27 protein-coding genes are annotated in these 25769 nt (G+C 43.3%); 3 read left to right on the forward strand and 24 right to left on the reverse strand.

Annotation, left to right across the window (positions count from 1 at the left end; translation table 11 throughout):
• Positions 1-378: 378 nt before the first annotated feature.
• The 9 genes from QNN06_RS20290 to QNN06_RS20335 all read right to left on the reverse strand — a co-directional run bounded on the left by QNN06_RS20290 (position 379) and on the right by QNN06_RS20335 (position 6266).
• Positions 379-903, reverse strand: coding sequence for a GNAT family N-acetyltransferase (locus QNN06_RS20290; protein WP_217036163.1), 525 nt, complete (start codon positions 901-903; stop codon positions 379-381).
• A 214-nt stretch (positions 904-1117) separates the two neighbouring features.
• On the reverse strand, positions 1118-1828 hold the full coding sequence (locus QNN06_RS20295) for a ZIP family metal transporter (protein ID WP_213119030.1): 711 nt from the start codon (positions 1826-1828) through the stop codon (positions 1118-1120).
• A gap of 135 nt (positions 1829-1963) precedes the next feature.
• Complete coding sequence (locus QNN06_RS20300) at positions 1964-2086, reverse strand: YjcZ family sporulation protein (RefSeq protein WP_213119029.1); 123 nt, start codon at positions 2084-2086, stop codon at positions 1964-1966.
• Positions 2087-2224: 138 nt separating this feature from the next.
• Positions 2225-3460: an MFS transporter gene (locus QNN06_RS20305; protein WP_213119028.1), complete on the reverse strand. Its 1236-nt coding sequence runs from the start codon at positions 3458-3460 to the stop codon at positions 2225-2227.
• Positions 3461-3524: 64 nt separating this feature from the next.
• Positions 3525-4103, reverse strand: coding sequence for a DUF2087 domain-containing protein (locus tag QNN06_RS20310; protein ID WP_217036155.1), 579 nt, complete (start codon positions 4101-4103; stop codon positions 3525-3527).
• A gap of 443 nt (positions 4104-4546) precedes the next feature.
• Positions 4547-4684, reverse strand: a complete 138-nt coding sequence (locus QNN06_RS20315; RefSeq protein WP_213119026.1) for a hypothetical protein — start codon at positions 4682-4684, stop codon at positions 4547-4549.
• A 275-nt stretch (positions 4685-4959) separates the two neighbouring features.
• A complete protein-coding gene (locus QNN06_RS20325; protein ID WP_213119025.1) occupies positions 4960-5364 on the reverse strand; it encodes a DUF3147 family protein in 405 nt (134 codons plus the stop codon).
• A 15-nt stretch (positions 5365-5379) separates the two neighbouring features.
• Complete coding sequence (locus QNN06_RS20330) at positions 5380-5739, reverse strand: DUF3147 family protein (RefSeq protein WP_213119024.1); 360 nt, start codon at positions 5737-5739, stop codon at positions 5380-5382.
• 221 nt (positions 5740-5960) lie between these two features.
• Complete coding sequence (locus QNN06_RS20335) at positions 5961-6266, reverse strand: BC1872 family protein (RefSeq protein ID WP_213119023.1); 306 nt, start codon at positions 6264-6266, stop codon at positions 5961-5963.
• A gap of 254 nt (positions 6267-6520) precedes the next feature.
• On the opposite strand from QNN06_RS20335, the gene speD reads away from it, so the two are divergent.
• Positions 6521-7801: an adenosylmethionine decarboxylase gene (gene speD / locus QNN06_RS20340; protein WP_213119022.1), complete on the forward strand. Its 1281-nt coding sequence runs from the start codon at positions 6521-6523 to the stop codon at positions 7799-7801.
• 133 nt (positions 7802-7934) lie between these two features.
• Here the strand turns inward: speD and QNN06_RS20345 are convergent, their stop codons facing one another.
• The 3 genes from QNN06_RS20345 to QNN06_RS20355 all read right to left on the reverse strand — a co-directional run bounded on the left by QNN06_RS20345 (position 7935) and on the right by QNN06_RS20355 (position 9643).
• Entirely contained in the window at positions 7935-9029 is a 1095-nt protein-coding gene (locus tag QNN06_RS20345; protein ID WP_213119021.1) for a PrsW family glutamic-type intramembrane protease, read from the reverse strand.
• Positions 9030-9135: 106 nt separating this feature from the next.
• The gene (locus QNN06_RS20350; protein WP_213119020.1) at positions 9136-9396 is read right to left on the reverse strand and encodes a CGCGG family putative rSAM-modified RiPP protein; all 261 of its coding nucleotides are present in this window, start codon (positions 9394-9396) and stop codon (positions 9136-9138) included.
• A gap of 124 nt (positions 9397-9520) precedes the next feature.
• On the reverse strand, positions 9521-9643 hold the full coding sequence (locus tag QNN06_RS20355; protein WP_261363816.1) for a hypothetical protein: 123 nt from the start codon (positions 9641-9643) through the stop codon (positions 9521-9523).
• A gap of 243 nt (positions 9644-9886) precedes the next feature.
• On the opposite strand from QNN06_RS20355, the gene QNN06_RS20360 reads away from it, so the two are divergent.
• Positions 9887-10546: a DsbA family oxidoreductase gene (locus QNN06_RS20360; protein WP_284037962.1), complete on the forward strand. Its 660-nt coding sequence runs from the start codon at positions 9887-9889 to the stop codon at positions 10544-10546.
• Positions 10547-10641: 95 nt separating this feature from the next.
• On the opposite strand, the gene QNN06_RS20365 is transcribed toward QNN06_RS20360, so the two are convergent.
• The 12 genes from QNN06_RS20365 to QNN06_RS20420 all read right to left on the reverse strand — a co-directional run bounded on the left by QNN06_RS20365 (position 10642) and on the right by QNN06_RS20420 (position 23333).
• Positions 10642-10866 (reverse strand): hypothetical protein, encoded by a 225-nt coding sequence (locus tag QNN06_RS20365; RefSeq protein WP_213119807.1) that lies wholly within the window; start codon positions 10864-10866, stop codon positions 10642-10644.
• A 74-nt stretch (positions 10867-10940) separates the two neighbouring features.
• Positions 10941-12029 carry a threonine aldolase family protein gene (locus QNN06_RS20370; RefSeq protein ID WP_213119018.1) on the reverse strand — a complete coding sequence of 363 codons (1089 nt, stop codon included), beginning with the start codon at positions 12027-12029 and terminating at the stop codon, positions 10941-10943.
• A 51-nt stretch (positions 12030-12080) separates the two neighbouring features.
• A complete protein-coding gene (locus QNN06_RS20375) occupies positions 12081-13091 on the reverse strand; it encodes an ABC transporter permease subunit (RefSeq protein WP_213119017.1) in 1011 nt (336 codons plus the stop codon).
• Positions 13088-13960, reverse strand: coding sequence for an ABC transporter permease subunit (locus QNN06_RS20380; protein WP_213119016.1), 873 nt, complete (start codon positions 13958-13960; stop codon positions 13088-13090). The genes QNN06_RS20375 and QNN06_RS20380 overlap by 4 nt, the downstream gene beginning before the upstream one ends.
• A 156-nt stretch (positions 13961-14116) precedes the next feature.
• The gene (locus tag QNN06_RS20385) at positions 14117-14557 is read right to left on the reverse strand and encodes a MaoC/PaaZ C-terminal domain-containing protein (protein WP_213119015.1); all 441 of its coding nucleotides are present in this window, start codon (positions 14555-14557) and stop codon (positions 14117-14119) included.
• Positions 14558-14562: 5 nt separating this feature from the next.
• The gene (locus QNN06_RS20390) at positions 14563-16089 is read right to left on the reverse strand and encodes an acyl-CoA synthetase (protein WP_213119014.1); all 1527 of its coding nucleotides are present in this window, start codon (positions 16087-16089) and stop codon (positions 14563-14565) included.
• Positions 16090-16112: 23 nt separating this feature from the next.
• A complete protein-coding gene (locus QNN06_RS20395; protein WP_481819224.1) occupies positions 16113-17651 on the reverse strand; it encodes an acyl-CoA carboxylase subunit beta in 1539 nt (512 codons plus the stop codon).
• A gap of 54 nt (positions 17652-17705) precedes the next feature.
• The gene (locus QNN06_RS20400) at positions 17706-18893 is read right to left on the reverse strand and encodes an acyl-CoA dehydrogenase family protein (RefSeq protein WP_284035847.1); all 1188 of its coding nucleotides are present in this window, start codon (positions 18891-18893) and stop codon (positions 17706-17708) included.
• 221 nt (positions 18894-19114) lie between these two features.
• The gene (locus QNN06_RS20405) at positions 19115-20263 is read right to left on the reverse strand and encodes an acyl-CoA dehydrogenase family protein (RefSeq protein WP_213119011.1); all 1149 of its coding nucleotides are present in this window, start codon (positions 20261-20263) and stop codon (positions 19115-19117) included.
• A gap of 12 nt (positions 20264-20275) precedes the next feature.
• Positions 20276-20620 carry an AtuA-related protein gene (locus QNN06_RS20410; protein ID WP_213119010.1) on the reverse strand — a complete coding sequence of 115 codons (345 nt, stop codon included), beginning with the start codon at positions 20618-20620 and terminating at the stop codon, positions 20276-20278.
• A gap of 3 nt (positions 20621-20623) precedes the next feature.
• On the reverse strand, positions 20624-21988 hold the full coding sequence (locus tag QNN06_RS20415; protein ID WP_213119009.1) for an acyclic terpene utilization AtuA family protein: 1365 nt from the start codon (positions 21986-21988) through the stop codon (positions 20624-20626).
• A 559-nt stretch (positions 21989-22547) separates the two neighbouring features.
• Positions 22548-23333 carry an enoyl-CoA hydratase/isomerase family protein gene (locus QNN06_RS20420; RefSeq protein ID WP_213119008.1) on the reverse strand — a complete coding sequence of 262 codons (786 nt, stop codon included), beginning with the start codon at positions 23331-23333 and terminating at the stop codon, positions 22548-22550.
• A 236-nt stretch (positions 23334-23569) separates the two neighbouring features.
• On the opposite strand from QNN06_RS20420, the gene QNN06_RS20425 reads away from it, so the two are divergent.
• The gene (locus QNN06_RS20425; RefSeq protein WP_213119007.1) at positions 23570-25708 is read left to right on the forward strand and encodes a sigma-54-dependent Fis family transcriptional regulator; all 2139 of its coding nucleotides are present in this window, start codon (positions 23570-23572) and stop codon (positions 25706-25708) included.
• Positions 25709-25769: the final 61 nt, after the last annotated feature.

Consider the following 25769-nt stretch of genomic DNA (forward strand, 5'->3'; position numbering starts at 1 on the left):
CCGTGAGTACAAGAAAAATACGGCAATGGTAAAAATAAGCCGTCTATTCTTCCCGTGAGTGCAAGAAACGCAGCGCTCCGGTAAAAATAAAACGGTCTATTCTTCACGTGAGTACAAGAAAAGTACCGCAATGGTAAAAATAAGCCGTCTATTCTTCCCGTGAGTGCAAGAAAAATGTCGCACTGGTAAAAATAAGCTAGCTATTCTTCCCTCTAGTGAAAGAAAAGCATCGCACTGGTAAAAATAAGCTAGCTATTCTTCCCGTGACCACAATAAAAGTGTCCCTCCGGTAAAAATAAGCCATTTATTTTCCGATTTACAAGTTCTACCATAACAAAGGTCCGTCTAACATTTTAGACGAACCCATCTCTATATAGTTTAAATCATTTTATAATAAATTATCGTCGCATCAAAATCCCCATTTTCAGACAATGCATATTTAGGAATCCGACCTGCTTGAATATACCTTAAAGAAGTATAAAGACTATTAGAAGGATCTCCTTCCCTCGTATCAAGAACGATTAATGTTCTCCCCATTTGTTTAGCCGTTTCGTGAGCCTTCTCCATTAATAACCGAGCAATTCCATTCCGGCGATAATGTGGGTGCGTCATGAGCTTGGCGATTTCAGCCCGATGTCTGCCGTTCTGCTTTGAACATAGATGTAATTGAACACTCCCGGCGATGATATTATTTATCTTAGCAACAAATAAGACCACCTCTGGATTTAAGACGGATTCCCAATACCCCTTTGCCACGTTTTCCCCTAATGGCGGTAAAAATCCAATCGAAGCACCATCCCCAACAACTTGGATAAGAAGTGCTGAGAGTTCGTTTAAATGTTCCTCAATATAGATGCATCTCTCTATTTTTATGTTTTTTCTAACTTCTAAGCCATTTTCCATGAAAAATCCCCCAATCCCTATTTATAAAATATGGATCAAATGTATCAAATATAAAGGCTGTTAAATAGGCATTTGTCAGAAAATCTTACATATTTTTTCTATTTCGATTTTATTTACTACAGACCTTTCGAGAAGAATAAATCTTTTATAAAAAGCCCAAAAAACAAAACGGCTTGAAATTTCCAAGCCGTTTCAATTTGGGATCATATAGGTTCTAGACAACACTATGTAATATGAAAAAGAGCAAGATCCCACCTATAAAAAACAAAGGTGTACTTTTAAATGTCCCTTGATTTATTAAAGGCAATAACATAGCCCCGCTTAGATACAGAAAAATCCCAGCTGTTACTGATAAGCCCATAGCTACAATTGTTTCTTGAAAGTCCTTCATTTCCGATAACAAAACAGCAATTCCTGCTCCGAGCCAGGTAAAAAGCCCCTGAATGACAAGATAGATGGCAGTTTTTTTGCGGCCATTTAAAAAGGCGAGCATAACCGAAGTATAGGAAAGCCCTTCAGGTATTTTATGAATTACCAGTGCAATCGTAACAAAAACACCTAATTCAAAAGATGAGGCATAGCTAATTCCAATCGATAATCCTTCAAAAAAATTATGGAGCAGCATTCCAATTGTTAATCCCGTTGCCCCAGATTTACCACTGTTTTCTACCCCATTTTTTCCATTAAAAGTTCCTGGCAGAAAAATAAAATACATAATCAGGAAACCAAGCAAAACGAACAAACTGCTATCATGATAGTCTTCTATGGCATGAGGAATTAAATGTAAAAGAGCAATCGATAATAACAGGCCAGCGCTAAGAGCAACCAATGACAATAAGGTTCTTTCCGGCCAATTTTTTCGAATTAAAACGAGAAATCCGCCAAGAATATAGGCAAGAGATGAGATTAAAACAACAAGAAACAAAGTGGTAGTCAGCTAAACCCTCTCCTTTATTATTTATTCTCCATTATGTATTCACCATTTAAAAAAATGATTCCAACTTTAGGGACCATTAAAAAATGAGGTGCCCTCAAAGAACACCTCATTTTTTACTTGTAATTAATAAAAGCTAGCCCCAACGATAATTAAAAGAATAAACAATACAACAATTAATACAAATGGGCTAAAGCCGCCATAGCCGAAACCATAGCCATAACCACCGCAACCGCACCAGCCGCACATAATAAAGTCACCTCTCTAATTGGTTTAATTATTCTTATGCAGCCGTGACAGTAAACGTAAATGCGAATATAATAACCTTTTAAAAATGGATGTCTGTCCTGCTTGGTTTACGTTTCTATTACGATTTCAAGGGGGGCATCATTTTTTCAAAATTTCCGGACTGGGCATGCTGTCCCTTTCTCGAACCCGTTTAACAGACAGGAAGACCATCAGGAAAATGGCAATTAACATATATGCGCTGCCGCCAATTAACCCCAAGGTTCGTGGGGTCAGGTATTCTAAAGCGACCCCTGATAAAAGCATCGAAATACCCAATAATGGATTGCCAATGGATGCCAATAACCCAAACATTGTTCCCTGGTGTTCCTCAGGAATTTCCTTCATCAGAACCGTATCAAAACAGGCATTCCCAATCCCGGACATAAACGCGGCCCCGCAAAACACGAGAAACGCTGCGGCTATATAATGGGTTTGGCTCAATACTACCAGGAAAGCCCCCTCAAGCATGAGACTGGCCAACCCAATCCCAAAGATATTTTTTCGCAGTCGGTTGGCGACAGAAAAACTTAATGTTAAACCAATCCCTAACGCTCCATAAAACAGCCCAACACCTACATCCCCTAAATGGTACTCTTTAATGGCATACACGGTAATCAGGACATTATCAATTCCGTTCATAGACGCAATGACTACTTCACAGAAAAGAAGAATTTGAACCGGTACAGACAGTAAAATTACCTTTTTAAAGGTGGGAATCGGCTTTTCCTTATGCTGCTGCTTTTCATCCTGAAGGCTTTTCTTTTTAGGAAATGTGATCGAAGAAATGATAATCGCTGCACCTAAAAAGGAGGCGGCATTAATCATAAATGTTAAACCCGCTCCAAATAAGTAGGAAACAATCCCCCCTGAAAAGGCGCCTACAATCAGCACAATCCCAACCAATACTTGTTCCAGACTATTTATTTTCATCAGATGCTCTTTGTTGACAAGCTGAGGTATCGCTGATTTTCTCGCTGGTGCATAAATAGCCTCGCCAACCGCTAACATAAAGGTACTGACATAAACAATCCAAAGGTCTTCTTTTCCATGAACCAGTAGAAACGATAAGGCAAACACGATGCGGATGAGGTCCGTTGCCACTAAAATGGTTTTTCTTGAAAAACGGTCTGCCAGCCTGCCTCCGATTGGGGCGAAGATAACAAAAGGCAATAGCCGAATCGCCAGCGTCATGCCGACTGCAAAGCCTGACCCTGTTAACTCGATCGCAAGCGCTAATACAGCAACGGAACTGAAGCGATCACCGATTCCATTTACGACACCGGCTAGAAACAAATTCCGGTACTGTTTTTCCTGTTTAATAAAGGAAAGAGCCATCTCCCAGGAACTCCTTTCATTATCATCTAATTTTACAATTATCTAATTAGTTGTGTAAAAAAATTTATTTCAACCACCAAACCTCAACTGGATTTAACTCATATTGATTATTTTCACGGTACATAAACTGACACATAATGAGTTCGCGACGTAATGTAGCGTAATCCTCATGATACTGTTTTAAATATTCATTGATTTCTTTTTCCTGATAAACTTTACCCAGTTCCAGCCCTTTGACCATATGCTCAAGCACAACTAGCTTTTTCTTTCGCTGCGCAGGGTAGGTTTTCAGTTTCCCTTCTTTGGTGAAGAAGTTTTTAATGATCGCTTCCCTATCCTCCGCTGTCACCGACATTTCCATCTCTGCTCCGCCTCCCGTTCCAACATTCAAAATAGCCTTAGCACTCATCTCTAATATTTTTGTATTGAGAGAAAAATAGATGGTGTTTTTATCACGCCGTTCCTTGATCAACCCCACCTCTCTAAGTTTTGCCATATGGTGAGTTATCGTTGGCGGTTTAAGCCCCAGCTTACCGGCAATCGCCTGCCCGTGCAACGGCCCCTGTTGAAGCAAGGCAATGATTCGGATCCTAGTAAGGTCACCAAGTGCTTTATGAAATTCCACGATTTTGTTTAATTGCATGTTTGCGTACACCTACTTTAATGATTATCTAATTAGATATTATTTGAATTTGATTTCATTTGCAATAGGCGAGTGAATTTTTTTTTTGAATAAAGCAAATAAAAAAACCCACCAATTGAGTGGGTTTTATAAACATTACAATTAATGTCTGCATTTCGGACAAGGCTGCAAGTGTTCCTTCACAGTTCCGCATGAAGCGCATTGATCGGTGCCCTGTTGACTCTTTTTCACTTTCCATTGATCGTATGTTAAATGTCCTGCACTGTCGTCGTTCAAATACTTGATATAGTCATTACCATAGATATACATCAAAGGTCTCACCTCCATTGCTCATTACAATGTATGCGCTTACATATATAAAAAACACTAAATAGCATAAATAAAAAAACTATCTTTCTATGTATTTTTACAAAAAAGATAGTTTTTCTGGATAGTCTTTTTTATTATTTTTTAACAGGCGTACACACAGCAAATAAATTTTCAGACGGGTCAGTCACATTGATTTCAACAATCTTAAATCCGCCATTTCCTAGATCTTTGCCCACGTTCTTGATTGGTGTTAATACTTGGTTGTTATTCATCGTCCATACTTCCTTCCTACGTAATTTCTCACACAGAAGCTAATATATGACGATTGTTAAAAAATGTGCATATTTTTTTGTAAAATTTGTCTATTCCGAACAGGAGTTTTCACTTGAAATTATGCGGCTGCCTGTATTGAATTAACAACAGAGGAATTATCTAGACTTGACGAGGTTTTCCCGGCTCCCGCAAGAAAAGTTCCCCTTGATATTATTTAAAGATGAAAAATGCCAGGCTGCTTGCCTTTTTCGGATGGTGCCTGGCATTTTTTCTATTATTTATGATGTCTGAACCGAGCTTCTGCCAAAACCATTTTTCTACTAAATAGTTTTATATTTAATTTCTCCCTTAATGTTGACACCATCACTGAGCTGATCAGCCAAAAAAGCAGACCGAGCAGCATACTTAGCGGCCAATTATGAGTCAGTTTTAAGAACAGCCAGACGGTCGCTGCACAAATAACGCCTCCAATCATGCCGTAGACGGAACCGCCTGCAATTTTTGCTGCGTTCTTTGTTCCGGAAGTAACCCCTGCCATTAAGACGGCCGTAATCATCACAGCCGGAAACGCAGCGAAAATCCCCCCTAAGATTTCCCATGGCGAAACCACTATAATTAAATAGCTGGCCATAACAGCTGCCCCGCCAAGTAAAAACCGCAAAAGTAAATCTTTTGTCATTGTTAACACCCTTTCCTAATTGACAGTGATGGCAACCACTACGATTGAAACTGCCAGCCAGCAACCTAACGCCTCGATGAGTCCTTTTTTCCATCCGTGTTTCTTTAATAGAAGGACAGCCACAATGGCCACGAGTATATTAATTCCCATCCCAACCATGGCTCCTTTTGAGAGAATAATAGATTGGGAAACAAGAGCTTCACCTTTCAAATCCAGTCCCGCTGTAAGTAATGCCGCTAAAAATACGGCTGGAAAAGCAGCGAATATTCCGCCTGCCTTTTCGCCCAATTTCCTCGCTACAATCGTTGAAGCGACAACCGCCAAGCCCCCTAAAATAAATCTTATAAGTAAAGCACTAACGGAAAGTCCACCCATCCTTATCACCTGTCCATATCACATATATTTGTGAATGATTTCACATAATTACTCGATATGTTTATTTTACTCCTATTTATCCGCAGCTCATGTGAACATTTCATTAACATTTATGAAGCGTTATCAAGTTCTAAATAGGTACCAAAAGCAAAACGAACGAATGCTTGAAAAATTCGATCGTTCAAAAGTTGGGTTTAAGTTTCAAAATAATATTACATTTGTTATAGCCATTCATCCGGAACCGAACTATTATCAGCGATTGCAAAGGCTGCCTCTGTTATGGCCGCCGCTAACGTATTGCCCGTTTCGCATACATCATTAAAACATGCCTGGCGTGCACCGGCTGTTTTATATGTAAACCCTAACTCTTTCAATCTTTCAACAATTAGCATCGCGTGCTCCAGGTTTTGATCGGGTTGAAACTCGTCTACAGGTATGAAAATTCCCTTTTCAAAATCATACCAGCGATCCCATCTGTTTAACTTCCAGCCTAGTATTCTGCGCGCAATTATTTCAGTCTTGTTCATAGCCACATTACTCCCTATCCTCAATAGATTTTCCTATTTTACCATTTTCAGATTCAGAAGCCTGTATCAATTTTCACACATACACTAAATTGATTTTGACAATTTATTTATTGTCCTCAAGGTCTTAATTTACTGAAACGAATTTACGTATTTATCACTTCCCGAAATACACTCACATACCTTAAATATGAAAAATTTTTTAAATCAATAATATGAACTCATAAATGAATCAGAACGAAGAAAGGGATGGAAGTATGGAGATGAAAGGTCAGCACCTCATCGTGGATGCTTACGATTGTCGGGCGGAGCTCTTAAATAACGCTGATGAATTAAAAACCTTGATGCTTGATACCCTCCGTGAGCTGGAATTGGAAATTCTGCTGGCCTGCTTCCATTCCTTTTCACCACAAGGAGTAACGGGAATCATCGCGATTTCTACCTCCCATTTTTCCATTCATACTTGGCCCGAATACGGGTATGCAGCCTTTGATTTATATACCTGCTCCCCTCAGGATACCTGGCCAGTCCTAAGAAAATTCCTTGGAAAAATCGGTGCCGGGCGGGCCACAGCTATTGAAATTAAAAGAGGGATGGAAAGGCAGATTTCTCCTATATATTCAAAAGAGCCACATCCGAGGTTCACAGACAGCAGGCGCCCGGGTAATGCATGGGACATGAAAATTCTTAAGGAAATCAAGAATGGCGGGCACCATATCCTCTACCAGGGTTCTAGTGAGCTCAATGACATTTTGCTTGTCGAGGCAAAGGACCTGAGATTGTATCTGAATGAAGAATTCCAGTTTTCTTCGCTGGATGAAAGACATTACCACGAAGCCTTGGTCCTGCCAGCAATGGAACTCGCAAAATCAAGGAAACGGGTGCTGATTTTAGGAGGCGGGGATGGCCTTGCCGTTCGGGAGGTCATTAAATATCATGATGTCAGCCATATCGACCTTGTTGAAATTGATCCGATGATTATTAAGCTTGCCGCAAATGAACCGGCATTTGTTGATGTTAATGAGGGTTCGTTGAAAGATAACAGGCTGAAGATTCACACATTGGATGCGAAACTTTACTTAATGGGTGAAATGAACGGTTATGATGTCATCATCATTGATTTTCCAGATCCAGTTGACACTGAAACCAGCTTATTATATACGAAAGAACTATTTGATCAAGTCGGGCGGCACTTAAACACCAATGGAATCATCGTCTGCCAGTCATCCTCCCCAGCGGACACACCCCGGGTCTATTGGAGTATCGCTAAAACACTGCAGGCTGCAGGCTTCAAAACGGAGGCTTTTTATTCAGTGGTGCCATCGTTCGGAATGTGGGGATTCCACATCGCGCAACGGGGCAATTTTGTGAAAAAATGGCCGCAAATCTCCGTTCACCATGAAGCTATAGAGGCAAACGTGGAACCTTTGTTTCACCTGCCGCCAAAGTTCCACCCGCCCAAAACCGGCTTGATTATTAACAGCAAAAATAACCTTAAGCTGCATGAACTTTATCAGCAAGAAATGGGTAATATTTGATGCTGGGAATAAAAAAAATGCGATTGAGATCATCTTCAATCGCATTTTTTATTTTTGGCTGCAATCGAACTATCATTCTTTGAACGTAATAGGTAATTGCCGATTGGCACTCGTCAATATGCCCCAATCACCTTTATGGCTGTGTCGGCTGAGTAGGTTCATACGCAATCCGCCATTTTTTATTGGCGATTTCTTTAAGGCCCCTGCGAATCATTAAGAAAACGACAACCCATGAAGAAACCATAAGAAAGATATGTCCGAATGGGGACATGCCTTTAATCGGTGTATCCCATAATGCGTGCATCGCTACGACTAGAAGGAAAACAAATAAAAAGTACGGCTTAATCAATAGTGAAAAATTGAATTTTTGATCTCCTTGCGCTTTGCAGAAGGCGCCACCTGTCAATGCCGCCCAGGCCACATGCCCGCCGGGAGCTAAAACACTGCGCCATAGGATCGTCGTATAAAGGTGTTCGAAACTCCCTCCTGTTAACAGGCTTCTTAACGCATAGCCTGCTGTTTCAAACGCGGCAAAGCCTGCTCCCACTGCTGCCCCCACCAAAAGCCCATTTAGCATATACCTGTATTTGTGGTTTCGAACAAACCAGATAACAGTCATCACTTTGGCCACTTCCTCCACAATACCAATTGTGATGGGGTTGATGTTGTTTTTTACAAGATTAAAAAACACTAGTGCCACCAGCATCGAAAGGATGCCTCCAATCAAGACCACATAAATGACCCTATAAAAAGCTATATTTTGCGGTGCATTCATTTCCCAGAAGAACATAAGCGTCGTTATGGGAACTGCAAAAGCACCAATAATGATGAGACCCGGTAAAAAGTTAAAATTATGGAAAACGGTGACACCTATGTGCATTCCTAAGAATGCAAGCAGTGCAATCAAAAATACTCTTGCAAAAAGCCAAGGCTTCGGCCATGTTTCCTTTACTTCTTCTATCTTCGGTGTTGTAATTGCTGTACCGACGATGAAAAGACGGTCCGCCTCCAGTGTACTATGCTTGCGGAACACCCTTGAAAAAATGTTCTGAAATCTGGGTTCGACTGAACGTAGCTGCTTCGGCATAGCATCCACGTAAGAGGCAAACTCATAAAATAAACTGTCTGGATCGGGGTCCGTATTCCCACCCAGTTTAAAGTTTTTTCCGCAGTTGAGGCAATACCTTACCCCCTCCGGATTAGAATAAACGCAGTCCGGGCAATTCAATTGGCATCCTCCTCTTGGTAAATGACTGAAATTGGATGTTTAACATGTTTTTACTATGCCCGTTAACTGCATACAAAATTATTTTTTTATAATGAAGATTATTTATCTAACCTCTTTTCCAAACCCGAAACACGTAACCTCCGCAGCCGCACTGGTCGATAAACATTACATCAATTTCTGCACCGAACTTGGAAAACAACTCCTTTGTTAAATACTCATCAGGATTCCCAAAGACGGCAGGTGTGACGACATTAACATAGTACCCCTTTGCTGTCTGTTGAACAGCATCGATAGCATCCACAATAACCAATTCCTTATCATGTTCATAATCCTCATGCTCAAGTGATATTGACCAATTCTTTTCCATTTCATTCACCTCTTCCGTCTTTTTTAAAATGAACTAAACTGGTAAGAGATGATATTCATCACTCATCATGTTCAACTAAAAAAGGGCGGCTTAATTGCAGCGCCCTTTTTAATCATTTTTTACTTTATTTTTTTGTTTTTTCTAAAGCTTGTAACGCTACCTTTTCAAGCCCAGTTTGAGCAAATTCTACATCCGTTTTCGGCATTGCAGGATTATACTGTTTTTGCTTGTTCTTCTTTTTAGACATTTCTTCATCATCCTTTTCGATTCATTTTTCTTACTAAAAAAAATGCCTGTCCGGCACTTCCTTTATATTTTGTGTTCTTTCTTGAAGGCTATGCTATTTAGGTAATGATGCAGTACTTGCCAACAAGCGGCATTTTTGCATCCCAATTTGGGAACTGCTATAGTTTTATTACAATATGTTAATTTGGAGGTATATCGCATGTTAATTGAAATGTGGACTGACTTCGCTTGACCATTTTGCTATATTGGCAAAAAGCGTCTGGAAGACGCTATTCAGAAGGTAAATTTCCCTGTCGAGGTCGTTTATCGCTGCTTTGAACTCGATCCAACGATGAAACGGGATGTAGGCTATAATATTTACGAAGCTTTATCGAAAAAATATGGCATGAGCGTGGAACAAGCCAAAGCCAATAGCAGTAACTTGGAACGAATGGCAGCTGAGGTTGGATTGGAGTTTAATTTCGACACACAAATCCTAACGAACACCTTTGATGCCCACCGGTTGGTGATGTTCGCCAACAAACAGGGCCTCATGCATGAAATGACCGACCGCATACTGCGTGCTTATTTTACAGAGGGAAAACATATCGGAGACCATGCTACACTCGTACAGCTGGCGGAGGAAGTTGGCTTAAACGGAGAATCTGTAAAACAGCTGCTATCCAGCACAGACATGAGTGGTGAAGTTCGAGGAGACGAGGGGCTTGCTGCACAATATGGTATCCGCAGCGTACCGTTTTTCATATTTAACAAAAAATACTCGCTTACCGGGGCTCAGCCGACCGAAACATTTATCCAGGCTTTGAAACAAATTAAAGCTGAGGAATCATCTATTACAGATTTGGGTGACCAGGACAGCGGTCCAAGCTGTGACGAGAACGGGTGCGAAATTCCAAAAAAATAGCTACTCTTGAGAAATTAAGGTCCGAAGCCATTTTGGTTTCGGACCTTAGTTCTTTCCAACATTCAAAAAATGCAATGGATGATTCCATCATTTATTTAATCATTAAAATCCGAAGCGTCATTGTAATCATAACGGAACCCATCTTTTTGTGCGGACCTGTTTTCTGTTAAATTGCTGATGGCGTTACTTGCGGCATCTACTGTTTTCATAGCTGCATTCTCGGTTGCTTCTAAAGCATTATGCACTGATTCAAAACCTTCTCCTGCCGCATTTTTGATATTTTGCGCAATATTAGCATCATTTTGTCTTTGATTCGCCATTCCCATCACCTCCTAAATCACATTTAGGATTTGTTAGAAAGGTTTTATTATTCAGCTTCTTACTCTTGATAACACTACAAAAATTTAGTTCTCATCTTCTCATCCAATAATTTAAACGCGTCCATTAATTTTTCGCGAGGAAGTATCTCGTACAAATCCCCGACACTGACTTCAAAATAACTGTTCGTCTCCGTCACTTCTCTTATATGGCCTGATAACCCAATCCCAGATTCCACACAGATTTCAGTTAAAACCTGCTCCATTTCCTCTTTCGGAGCATCAAAATGGACATGAAACATGTTCGAGACAGGCACTTCCGGTTTTGTGGTAACACCGTAACATTGATTATAAAATCCAGCGAGCTCTTTTGCATGCTCATAATACTGCTTCATTTTCCCAATCCGTTTTTCAAAATAATAATCGGCACTCAAATAATATGGATAAAGACTGATTAAATCCCCGCCATGGCGTCTTTTCCATATCTTTGACTTCTCAATAAAGTCACTGTCACCAGCCAGAACCGCACCGGCAATACCGCCAATTCCCTTGTAAAAAGAAATATACACACTGTCGAACAAGCTGCAAATTTCGGCAGCCGTTTTTTCATAATAAGGAAGAATTTCAAACAGTCGTGCCCCATCCAAATGAAGCATGATCCCTTTTTCTTTGCAATACGCAGAAATCGCCTCAAGTGTTTGATAGTCAGGCAGCTGCCCGCCAATTTCCCTCTGTGGCAATTCCAAAAGTACACAAGCGGCATCTTCCTTCATGCCTGCGACATCTTCGAATTCGATGACTCTAGTTTTATCGGCTAACAAAACCGATTCAATCTGATGCAGCTCCCTTAATCCATCTTCCTCATGCACCTCTAAATGGCACAACGGATGGTAGGCGACCTTCTTCAAGCCTTTTTCATCACACCAAATTCTCATCGCGATTTGCTGGGCCATTGTCCCGCTTGGAAAAAATACGGCCGCTTCCTTGCCCAATACAAACGCCATTTTTTCCTGGAAGTCCTCGATCAATTTCCCCTTCCCATACATTTCACTTTCAAGCTGCCCGTCCAGGTTTTCGAATGCCTCCTTTAAAACTTGGATTTTTCTAGGACCGTGTCCGTTTACTTGAAATGTAGTTTGTTTAAATGCATCCAGCAATTTATTCATTTTTCCTGCTCTCTTTTATGAACTACTGACCCAACTTCATTATACATTTATCTACGAACCCAAACTCTTTTTTTCATTTACAAAAATAAACTGATCCGGACCAGGGTTCCCAACAGTACGAGTCGACGTTTGAACTAATTTCGGCATCCGTGTTAATTGCGGTAATCCGGCCATTTTTTCTTCAAGTTCCTTTTTTATCATATTCACAACTTGGATGACCAAGAAGAATAACACGATTGTTGTGGATATCGTCCATGGGGCCCTGATAAAATCATATAAATTCTGACCGATTAGACCTGCCCATTCATTAGATAAGGAAGCAGACTTCGGCGGTTCATCAAAGCCCACGATGCCACCCTCTGTCGGCCCTCCAAGGAAAAATCCGAATATTCCCAAATGCATGGTGATCTGGAGGGTTGTTAATAGTTGTTGAACCGTAAATAAAATGCCGTAAGAGCGAAAAAAGGGCAGTAAATGCCTTTTAATAATATGAAACTTGCTCGCTCCCATCAGCAAGGAGGTGGTGATGAATGACTTGTTCAGTAATTCCTCAGTTAATTCCTCCGTAAAAACGATCACCGACGGAATGCCAATCAATACCACCATCAGAATTTGATAGACAACGACTGTGGAAATCTGCCTTTCTTCATGGAACATGACGGGCAACATCAATATGATCCCTAGAAAAGTAGACGGAACAAAACGAAATACCGTAAAAAAGTCATTGACGTATTTTTTTAGCCACGGTGCCCAAAGCGATATAAATACGCCCACCAAGCCGCCGATGATCACTCTAAGGAATGCCACAACAATCGCTGTGATTAAGGTGAATTTTGCCCCATACAGCAATAGCAGCAGCATATCCTGTCCATTGCGGTCTGTTCCGAAAATATGCTCGGAAGACGGCGGAAACGGAGCGCTGCCGATGACCTTTCCCGCTTCGTTGATAATCATGACTTTTTTATCATAATCAGCCGGTCCATACAGCGGGTATAGTAAGCTAGCGATGAGAAGGAGAAGTAGAATCGCCGAGCCAATAGCAGTTTTTCGATTGCTCCTCATATGCTTGCACTCTCCTTTCGATTCACTGTTTTGATAGCGATTAAACTGAGAAATTCCATTACTAACAGTGGCAAGATAAATAACAACAGACAAATGACCAGACCAAGGAACCCCCCGCCCCTTAACGTAACCAATTGAAGGACTTTGGTAAAGCCTGGCAGATTAAACATAAATTCGATTAAAAATATATTGGATAGAATGATCCAGATACTCGTTCTAAGCTGCATGATAAATAACGGAAAAATGTTGCGAAGCATATGTATGATAAGAATTCTTAATGGACTAAGCCCTTTCGCCCTGCTGTATTGAATATAGTCCTTAACCACTTCTTCCTCGAGCACCTTAATAAGAAATTGGCTCAGCAGCATCGCGGGTAAAAAGGAAACCGTTACTACTGGGACAACATAAGGCTTTGCCCCGAACACTCCGTAAAGTTGCAAAAACTTTAGGCCTGTCTCTCGATAAAGCACAATCACGAAGAATTGAATTAAAAAGATGACCATTAAATCAGGAACACCTTCAAAAAAGTTGATTCCCTGCTTTAGTACTCTACTGATTTTCTTAGGCATTAGTTGGACAAGCATGGCCGCAAGCATTCCAGTGCCCATAACAGTCAACAGAGAATAACAGAAAATGGTCATCGTATAGCGATAGCTTTCAGTGAAATTTTGTTCATCGAACAGGGAAATGTAACTGGTGTCATCAATTCTTGTTAATTCTTGCAGGTTTCCCTTTACACTGTTCCAAAACGGTTCCAGGTTGAACGTTAATGTTTCACCAATGCCGAGTAATGCCGGCAAATTGAAGACAAATATAAATCCAGCCACCATCAAAAGCAGCCTAAATGGTAACTCTAACCACCTTTTCACTACATCACCTCTTTTTTTCTACGAAAATAAAACTCCAACATAATTAGACGTAAATAGAAGCAGTTTTGTTTACAAAATTTTGGAACTTTTTTTAAAAAACACAAAAAAACTGGGAATTTCTATTCCCAGCACGTTGTTCTGAATCTTTTTGTATTTTTAAGAAGGCTGTCTTTTATTAATCAAGGCTTTCGAAATTCCGACGATGCATGGTTCGCCGGTTTGTTTGACTACCGATTGTTTGCATGTGACGACTCCGGTGCCATTGCCTTTATCCTGAAGGTCGATGACTTCTAGTTCGACATGGATGGTATCGTGAATGAAAACAGGCTGGATAAAGCGCAGTTTATCAATTCCGTAATTTGCCACCACGATTTTTGGATCCATCTTTGTTAAACCTACCGCAAACGATAGAACCAGCATTCCATGGGCAATTCTTTGCTTAAAAATTGTGCTTTTCGCGTATTCAATATCCGTATGGAGCGGATAATAGTCTCCTGTCAGTGCAGAAAACATCACAAGGTCTGTTTCCGTAATCGTCCTCCCTCGTGACTCCCACTTTTCACCTATCTCAAATTGATCAAAGTATTTATCGTACATCTATCTCACCCTTTCGAATTGTTTTGCCTTAGGACGGTTTTTAAAATTTTTCCGGTCGCATTGCGTGGCAGTGCCTCGACAATTTCCAGCTGCTTCGGCATTTTATAGCGGGCGATTTTTCCTGCAAGGAATTGTTCTAAGTCCTCTACAGTTAATGTTTGGCTGCTATCCTTTAGAGCAACGACCGCTTTAACCGATTCACCCCATTTTTCATCCGGATAGCCGATAATCGCGGCCTCCCGGATATTCGGATGCCGGTACAGAACCTGCTCAATTTCAATCGGATACACATTTTCCCCGCCGGTAATAATCATGTCCTTCTTGCGGTCGACAATATAAATGAATCCATCCTCGTCAAATTGGGCTAAGTCACCTGTGTAAAACCAGCCGTTTCGGATTGCCTCTTTCGTTTCCTCCGGCTTGTTCCAATAGCCAACCATCACATTCGGCCCGTTCACAATCAGTTCCCCTACCTCACCAACCCTGACATCCCGATCCATCGGGTCGACAATCCGGACCGTCGTGTGCATCGGTTCTTTCCCCACCGAGCCATTCTTGCGGATGGTATTTTCTTTATCAAGGATACTGACAAACGGAGCCGTTTCAGTCAGTCCAAAGCCTTCGTAAAATGGTATTCCCCGTTTTTGGAAAAATTCAATTACCGTAATCGGACAAGGTGCCCCTCCGGAAACAGCAAATTGGAGTGACGAGATATCGTAGGCATCAAAATTTGGCACACTCATTAACGCCTGCCACATCGCTGGGACAAGGAATAGAGTTGTTACCTGTTCATCGTTTATTTTTTGCAAAATTCTTACAGGGTCAAAACCATCAACCAAAATATTAGCCCCGCCCTTATAGATTAGCGGAAGCGTAAACACGCTCATCCCGCCAATATGAAACAGCGGCGCCGCTGCGAGTGTCGCATCCGTGTAATCAACAGGGGTGTTGTGAATGAAGTTAATCGCATTCCATTGGGTATTGCCGTGGCTTAACATCGCCCCCTTCGGCCTGCCGGTTGTACCGGATGTGTACATCATTAAATGGATATCATCGAGTCCAATTTCAAAGCCAGGCTCTTCCGGGGAAGCATTCTCCAGCAAATTTTCATATAGCAGGTCTTCTTCATGTGGCTGGTTGCCGACGTGGATGTATTCGAGCAAACAGGATTCCTTTGTCCGCAGCTGATCCACGAGCGGCCGCATCCGGCAGTCATAAATAAAATGATAGCCCCTTGAGTCATTGACAATATATAGAACCTCTTCAACACTCAAGCGGAAGTTGATAGGCACAAAGATGGCGCCTATTTTAGCACAGGCAAATACACCTTCGAGCATTTCGTTTGTGTTCAAGAGAAGTGCATCAACCCGGTCACCCTTTCTGACCCCCAAGGCAAGGAGGGCATTAGCCAGGCGATTGACCCGTTCGTTAAATTCCAGATACGTAAACCTTTTTTCATTATAGACAAGCGCCAGTCTGTCCGGCCGAACCTTACAATGTTTAACAAGCCAGTTTCCGATCCCCTGAACCATACCCAACACCCCTAATCTTTTTCCTAACTTAAAATGGTTGAATGCTTTTTTGCCGGAAGCGGGAAATCCTTGTTTTCGAATGTTTCATAGCGGCGGATCAGTTCCTGGCGCAATTCGCTTGGAACAACCAAATCGTCGACGACAAGCTCACCTGATAGCTTGATAATGTCATAACTTGCCCGGTACTCCTCGCGCAGTTTTTGCACCAAGGCGGCCCTTTCTTCAGGATCGGCCACGGCTTTAATTTTGTTATAGTAAACGGCGTTGACCGCTGCCTCAGGTCCCATGATGGCAATTTCCGCTGAAGGAAGGGCAATCGTCGTATCAGGTTCATAGGCAGGACCTGCCATCGCATAAATCCCCGCTCCATAAGCCTTCCGAACAATCACACACATTTTCGGAACATTGGCCGTTGAGCTGGCGAAAATAAAATTTCGGCCTTTGCGAAGAATCCCCTCCTGCTCCACCTTTGTGCCGACCATGAACCCAGGCGTATCACATAAATACAGCAGCGGAATGTTGTAGGCATCACAAGTCCAGACAAATTTAGCACCTTTATCCGACGACTCTGGAAAAATTGCTCCGCCCTTATACATCGGCTGATTAGCAACAATGCCGACCGTTTTACCGTTCAAGCGGGCAAAGCCGGTAACCAGCTCCTTCGCATAATTGGCTTTGACTTCAAGGAAGCTGTCGCCGTCAACAATTGATTCGATTAATTTCCGGACATCGTAAGCACGGTTTGGCTCAGCAGGAATAATATTATCGATTTCGGCTGGATTTCGTGTTGGTTCCTTGGCCGGAAATTCCGGCAGCTTCCCGTCAAAATGATCAGGCAAGTAGCTTAATAGTTTTTTTACAAGCTCGGCCGCTTCCTCTTCGGATTTGGCGATAAAGTCGGCCGAACCGCTTTTGGTCGTATGCATCGTGGCGCCGCCCAATTCCTCGATATCAACCTGCTGCCCCGTCGCCATTTGGACCATTCTTGGTGAAGCAATCGCCATCCCAGAAATTTTGTCGACCATGATGACAAAGTCGGAAAAAACGGGCATATAGGCGGTCCCTGCAAAACATGGACCGTAAAGTACAGCAATCTGCGGCACTCGTCCGGACAGCATGCTGTGGTTATACCAAATCTTCCCTCCGGAGTATTTCTCCACATGGTAGCCGCCGGCTTCGTCAATCCGGCCGCCGGACGAATCAATCATATAGACAATCGGCCGTCTGCCGCGAATCGCCGCCTCCTGAATCCGCAGAATTTTTTCGCCATGGAATTTGCCGATGGAGCCAGCCTTAACGGTGTAGTCGCTGGCCATAAAAAATACAAGTCGGTCATTGATTTTTCCGGTGCCTGTTACTACCCCGTCAGCAGGCAGTTTTTCCTTTGTGGCGTTGGCAAACAGACCGGTTTCATAGTAAGGCTGTTCATCGTCAAAATAGAGCCTAAGCCGATCTCGGACAAACAGTTTTCCTATCTTCTTTATCTTGTCGTGGTCAGGTCCGCCCTGATAAATGCGTTCACGTTCCGCTAGGATTTTTCGTTCACGTTCCAAGGTCAACACTCCCTTGCTAGTTTTTTAGATTTCAAGCTTCCGTCAGGTTTCATTTGAAAGTTTTTAAGACTTATTGGCCTTATCCGCCGGGGTGTCCACGGGTGTCAGGATTCCCAGTTGTTTGGTAAGTATTTCATTCATGATTTGTGTCGTGCCGCCGCCAATCGTTTGAATCCTGGCATCACGCCACAAACGCTGAATCGGGTATTCCATCATATAGCCATTGCCGCCATGAATTTGCACCGCTTGGTCGCAAACACGATTCACCATTTCACTGGCAACAGCCTTTGCCATTGTCGCTTCCGTGACACAGTTTTTCCCTTGACTGTACAAGTAAAGAGCCCGGTAGGTAAGATTCCTTGCTTTTTCAATATCGACAGCCATGTCCACCATCTTGTGACGCAGCACCTGAAACTCAGAGAGCGGCTTATTGAATTGGATCCTTTCCTTACTGTATTGGACCGTTAGCTCGAGCGCCTTCTCAGCGGCGCCAATGCAGCCTAACGCTAGAATCAGCCGCTCATACTGAAAATTTTTCATAATATAAACGAAGCCTTCATTCTCCTCGCCAATGAGGTTTTCCTTCGGCACGATGACATTATCGAAAAATAATTCCCCGGTATCTGAAGAGCGCCAGCCTAATTTCTTTAGCCTTTTTCCAACCGAAAAACCGTCTGAATTAGTTTCAACGATAAATAAACTAATATTTCGATGCTGCGGCCCTTCCTTTGTCTTCGCGGCAACAATTACATAATCGGCATTTCCGCCATTCGTAATGAAGGTCTTCGAACCATTCAGGACGTAATAGTCGCCATCTTTTTTAGCAGTCGTTTTAATTGAAGCCACATCGGACCCGCCACCCGGCTCGGTTACCGCCAGTGCTGAGATAGCCTCCCCTTTAATTCCTAGTATGAGGTATTTCTGCTTTTGCTCGTGGTTCCCGTAGCGCCAGATGTTCGTCATCGCAATAGTTGTATGGGAGCCGATGGCCGCACCTACACCTCCTGCTCCACATCTAGCTAGCTCTTCGGTAAAAACAGCTTCCATGACGACATCAAGACCGCTGCCGCCATACTCCTCTGGAAACTTAATCCCAAGAAAGCCCAGCTCCCCCATTCGTTTATACAGGCTTCTCGGCGTTTGGCCGTCTTTTTCCCATTGCTCAATATTTGGGGTTATTTCTTTTTCCACAAAGGAGCGAACCGTTTTCCGAAACATGTCGTGTTCGTCCGTAAAAATCCAGTGACCCATCATACCCCTCCTTTTCACTCTATAAATAGGTAGCTTTTTGTAGATTATCAGTTTGTAATTTGAACTCTAAAAGGTATTCGCCGAAATCACGAATTTATTCGCCAATTTTAGAAACTTATTCGCCGAATTTAAAGTATTATTCGCCAAACCAATGTTCAACAAGGTTTTCCCTCTTAAAATTGGTAATTTTTCTATTAATTTGCCCACTTATCTTACCTTTTTTATAACCCCATCTGCTTTGCAATAATCTCCTTCATAATTTCATCCGTGCCGCCGCCAATTCTCGGCAGCCTGCTGTCCCTCCAGGCACGTTCGATCGGATATTCCGCCATATAGCCATTCCCGCCAAAGATTTGCAGCGCGCGATCAGCGACCCAATGCGACATTTGCGCGGCTGCTAATTTCGTCATTGAGATTTCTTTAGAAGGCACCTCGCCTTTTGAGAACCGGTAGGCGGTCGCGTAGGTCAATTCCTTACAGGTCTCAATTTGCGTTTTCATTTCTGCAAGCAGGTGGGCTATGACCTGGAAATTGCTGATTGGCTGGTTAAACGCTATTCTCGTTTTGGCGTAGTTCAACGCCAAGTCATAAGCATGTTCTGCACCACCGATAGCGCCAGCCGCACCAACCATGCGCTCGCCCTGAAGCTGCCACATGATTTGATAAAAGCCCTTGCCCTCTTCCCCCAGCAGGTTTTCATGGGGAACGCAGACATTATCGAAAATCAGTTCTGCTGTATCAGAGGAACGCATTCCGACCTTGTCGAGCTTTTTCCCGACAGAGAAACCAGGGCGATTCGTCTCCACCAAGAACAACGTTATTCCCTTCGGACCCGGATCATCGCATGTTCTCGTAACCAGTGTGATGAAATCCGCCCGCGTCCCATTGGTAATGAAGGTTTTCGCCCCATTAATGACCCATTCGTCACCTTCTCTTCTTGCCCGCGTTTGAATCCCCATGACATCGGAGCCGTTGTTCGGTTCGGTAATCCCGATTGCAGCAATCTTTTCCCCTCTCAGCGCCGGTTTGAGGAAACGTTCATGCTGGTCCTTAGTTCCAAACTTATAAATCGGGGGCGTGGCCATATCGGTTTGGACAGCTATTGCCATCGGAACACCGCCGCAGCCACATTTATTCATTTCCTCCGCGAGGACAATTCCGGAAAAATAATCACCGCCTTGGCCGCCGACCTCCTCCGCATAATGCAGTCCTAACAGCCCCAGCTCCCCCATTCTCGTAAAGACGGAGCGGGGAAATTCCCCCTTTTCTTCCCATTCATCCACAAACGGTGCAATCTCTTTTTCTACGAATTTACGAATCATTTTTCGAAGCTCGTCATGTTCTTCCGTAAAATATGGTTCATATGGCATCACTTGTTCACCTCATTTTCTTAGTTCTGCTAATAATGAATCATCCACTTCTAATTCGAGCCGCATCATATTTGCACCAAAGCACTTGCCGAGATTATCCAGCCTTAATGAGGCTGAACCGCCGCCCTCTAATGCCTCCTTGCAAACAAAGTTAAGCGCAAGAATATTTGGCAGTTCATAGCGGGCCACTTCTCCCTCCACAAGTCCTATAAAATGCTCCTTCACCCGTGCGGCGGATAATTTTTCTATAAAAATTTGATAGATGGCAGGGTTCGGGGCGAACACACCGATATTCACCATGTTGCCTTTATCCCCGGAACGAGTTTGCGCAATGTCTTTCAGCTTAACGATGGCCATAGTTTACACCTCCTGCACTTCAACTTTCACATGATTTTCAACTTCATCCCTTGGAATCAGCGTCGACCACATCCCGAGTAACGCCCGTGGAGAAGAGTTGCCCGTGAAACCGCTCATCGATGGCGGGCCATTCAAAGCCAGCGGAGGGAAGAGTCGGCTAAACCTAGCCGCTTCCTGCTTCGTCTTTGCTTTGACCGCCATCCGTAAATACACCTCATTTAATTCCTGCTCAGGTTCAAAAGCGAGAGGACCACTTAATGAGTTGTATCCAAGGTAATCAGTGCGAACTTCCTCATAGTTCCACCGGTACCTCTCTAGCTGCGTCCGAATGATTTCATCTACCTTTTTTGCTTTTTGCAAGGCATCTGGCCACGCAAACCCGACAACTACTTGCGCGGCAAAGCCGTTCTCATAACCCATGACAACTTTTAATGTATCTGTCTGCGGTTTACCTCTAACCCCGGTCACCTTCACCTGATTCAGCCCGCTATTTTCCAAATGAACGCTGGTTAGATCGACAATGACGTCAGGGGTAATATAGGACGACGGATCATGAATTTCGTAGAGCATCTGTTCTTTTACCGTATCAACCGTGACCAGGCCTCCCTGTTCTTCAACCTTACTAATGGTAAAATCACCATTTTCCGACACCTCGGCAATCGGGTAGCCCATTCGGTCAAAGCCTTCGATATCCTGCCAATTGCCGCTGAAATTCCCGCCGGTTGATTGCGCAGAACACTCGAGCAAATGCCCCATAAAAATACCGCTTGCAAGTCTATCCCACTCGTCTTCTTTCCAGCCATATTCATAGATTAACGGAGCCAAAAACTGGGCCGTATCCGTGGTCCGGCCGGTGACTACGATATCTGCACCGGCCCGTAACGCTTCCACAATCGGCTTGGCACCGATATAGGCGTTGGCAAACTCCAGTCTGTCTTTAACCGCCTCGATACCTTCACCAGTTTCAAGATGATTAAGGGAATATCCTTTTTCTAAAAACTCAGGTATTCGGTCCAGTACATTGTCCCCGGTCACGACCGCTACTTTTAAACCGCTCATTCCCATTTCCCTTGCTACCTTTAGGATTTCCTGTTGAGCCCCAAGCGGGTTAATGCCTCCTCCATTCGTTAACAGCTTAATACCCTTTTCCTTTACAAATGGCAGCAGCGCCTTCATTTGCATCGGCAAATCCTTGGTGAAGCCTGCCTGTTCATTTTTTCGTTTATCCTTAACCAGGATGGCCATCGTCAGCTCGGCCAGGGCGTCGAAACAAAGATATTGCACATTCCCTTTTGCAGCGGTTGCGACAGCCGCTTCGATGCTGTCACCATAAAAGCCTTGGGCAGCCCCAATTCGTACCTTTTTCATGACAAATTCCTCCTTTCAGTAGTCGGTAATCAGCTTTTTTTGATGTAAATTACATTGCATCAGCAAATTTCGGGGTTCTATCGGCGGATTTTATCGTGCTATCGGCGAATTTCACCTATCAATCAGCGAATCTCAGCAATTTATCGGCGAATTCTACCATTCTATCGGCGAATCCCTTCGTTCTCTTCCCGAATCTCACCATTTGATGCGATTCCCATCGTTCTATTGGCGAATTTCTCCGTTCTATTGGCGAATTTCTCCGTTCTATTGGCGAATTTCTCCGTTCTATTGGCGAATTTCACGATGCTATTGGCGAATTACACCGTTCTATCGGCGAATTTCACCTATCAATCAGCGAATCTCAGCAATTTATCGGCGAATTCTACGATTCAATCGGCGAATCCCATCGTTCTCTTCCCGAATCTCACCATTCGATGCGATTCCCATCGTTCTATTGGCGAATTTCACGATTCTATTGGCGAATCACACCGTTCTATTGGCGAATCACACCATTCTATTGGCGAATCCCCCTTTTCTATCAGCGATTCAAAAATCCCCCCTATTTCCCCGCCCAATTCGGCCGTCTTTTTTCCAGAAAAGCGGATGCACCTTCTTTTAAATCCTCACTCATAAAGGATACAAGCCTAAGCGTTGTCAAATAATCAAACGACTTTAGCAAATCCATCTGCTCGGTTGTAAAAAAAGCATCCAAACTGAGCTTGACCGCGAGCGGACTGAAACTCGCCACCTGCTTTGCCAGCTTCATCGTTTCCGCCTCAAGCTCAGCAGGTTCTACGATGCGGTGGACAAGGTTTAATTCCTTCGCCTGCTCCGCCGTAAAAATCTCCGCAGTCAACATCAGTTCCATCATCTTCCGGTCGCCGACTGCCCGCCGTACCCAGGGCATAATCACAAACGGCACGAGCCCCAATCGCAGTTCGGTTAAACCAAGCTTAGCTTCGGTTGACGCGATGGCAAGGTGGCACATCGCGACTAATCCAGTTCCGCCTCCCAAGGCGGGCCCATTTACGCTAGCAATCAACGGAGTGGTGACTTCAGCACCCAGCTTGAATAATTCCGTACTTTCCCGCCCTTCAAAATAAAGTTCCGGGGCTGTTTTCTCGAAATTCTTTTTAAAATCATTCAGGTTACCGCCAGCCGAAAACGCCGTACCGGCACCGGTAAGGATAATTGCGTGGATGTCGGGATTCTGGTCCGCCTCCCTTATCGCCAAAGTAAGCTCTCTTGTCGATTCCTGTGTCAGCGGGTTTCTCATTTCCGGTAAATTCAACGTAATTTTGGCAACGTTTTCAATTTCTTCGTAGCGGATCGTTTCATAGGACATGTCGTTCACCTCTTAAATAGGAGTATCAATATACATGTTGCAAAAAACGTGCCAACCTTTTTACAGACATACAACATCTTTTTTCCTATAAAAAAATAAACACCTTGTGCACAAAAGTGAACAGTTGTTCAAAGATGTGTACACTGTAGCGATTGTTTTATTTGAATGTAAGCGCTATAATAATAAATGTGTGAAAAGTACAAATTTTCAGATTAACGTGGAGGTGTCTCTTTCGATTGAAAGTTAGCAGCTTTACAACCGTCAATTTTGTGCAGTTATCCCTTGAAAGCACAATACGCGACGCCATTTCTGCGTTTTTATCCCATCGGGTGGACATCGGCTGTGTAACCACCGAAGACAGAAAATTGCTTGGAATTCTACATAAAAATGCGATTTATCGGGCGTTGCTTGAAAACACACCTCTAGATTCTTCCATTCGGCCACTCATAAAACAAGACGTTGTCACGATTCAAAAAGACCAGACTTTGCTTGATGCAAGAGAAATTATGATCGAAGGCAATGTCAGTCAGGCCGTCGTCCTCGACCAGCATCAAAATGTATTTGGTATCATGTCAAAGCTAGATTTGGTGTACTCAAACATGACCGCCTTGGAGGATACACTGAACCGGATGAAATCATTGGTTGAAAACCTGCAGGATGCTGTGATTTCTGTAGACTCCAATCTAAAAATCACAACCTTTAACCACACCGTTTTAGACCTGCTGCAATTGAACGGCAAAACGCTGTTGAATGCTCCCATTGACCTGTTTCTCCCCGATTTCCGAAAAGGGTTAATTGAGACCATGAAAACGGGCCAAATTCAACAGGCAAAACGTTTCAGTTTTAAAGACCTCACAGTAATCGCTTCCTTTATTCCTATCAGAGAGCTTAACAGAATTACCGGCGCCATGGTGGTATTGCGAGATGTCACCTCCTATGAAATCATTGCCGCTGAATTGGAAACGACCAATCAGCTTAAGAGGATTCTCGATAGCGCCCTTGAGCTTGCCTACGATGGGGTGGCTGTCACAGACAAGCACGGGCTGATCACGATGGCCAATCAAGGGTTTCTGGATCTGTTTTCCCTTGACCAGCAAGACCAGCTTCTCGGTACCCCTATTTCAAAAATAGCACCCCAGCTTCCTTCTGAACTCAGCCTGAAAATGGATAAAAAAATTGAGGGAAAACTCATTGAAATCAACCAGCGGAAATGCATTGTGGCGCAAATGCCTATTTACCAGGATGGTCAAAAGCTGGGCGCCATTTTTAAAATCATTTTTCGGCAGCTAGAAGCCTGGCGAGACCTTCTTTTTCACATGGAAAAATTAGAAAGTGAGATTTCTTTTTATCGAGGAGAATTATCCCGTATTTCCAAAGATTCGGACCCATTTGCCCACGTCATCACACAGAATTCACAAATGGAAAAATTCAAACAGGATGCGGTAATTGCGGCAAAATCTCTATCAAATGTGTTAATTACCGGAGAAAGCGGGACCGGTAAAGAGCTGATTGCCGAAGGGATTCACCGGGTATCAGGTTGCAAAGGCGCCTTTATTAAGGTGAATTGCGGGGCTATCCCTGAGGAATTGCTGGAATCTGAATTCTTTGGCTATGCGGATGGCGCGTTTACCGGAGCGAAAAAAGGAGGAAAGCCTGGTAAATTCGAACTGGCTAATAATGGAACACTGTTTCTTGATGAAATCGGCGAAATGCCTGTCTCTCTGCAAGTAAAGCTTTTACGAGTCTTGCAGGAACAAGAATTTGAAAGAATCGGCGCCACCAAAACCACAAAGGTAAATGTCCGGATTATTTCTGCCACTAACAAGGACTTGGCGGAGCTTGTAAGGCAGGGAAAATTCAGAGAGGATCTCTATTACCGGATTCATGTCATTCATCTACACATCCCGCCATTAAGAGAACGACTCGATGACATCCCGTTATTGTGCCGCTATTTTATCAATAAAATTAATTTCAAAACGAAAAGGAACATCATCGGCGTCTCTCCGGAAGTAGCCAGCAGCTTGCAGACCTACCACTGGCCAGGGAATATCAGACAATTGGAAAATGTCTTGGAAAGGGCCTTCCATTACAGTAGTTCGGAATGGATTGAAATCGAACATCTTCCGCAAGAATTGAAATTACTGCCTCAAGAGCAGGTACTTTCTCCAAAATCTAAAACAACCGAGACCCAGTTGCCCATTGACCGGAAGCAATCCATCAGCCGGACGGAAAAGGAAGTAATCCTGCAAGCTTTAAAAAAATGCCGAGGAAACCGTACAAAAGCCGCCGAATTGCTGGGAATCAGCCGAACGACACTGTATCAGAAAATGAAAAGGTATCAGATTATTGAAGAATTGGAGTTTCGCTATACCTAGGGGCTGTTTTCGTCTTCCACCAATCCTTTTTGGAGTGTATCTTTACACTCTATCGGCGAAT

Source organism: Neobacillus sp. 114 (assembly GCF_030127045.1).
Lineage (GTDB): Bacteria > Bacillota > Bacilli > Bacillales > Cytobacillaceae > Neobacillus > Neobacillus rhizophilus.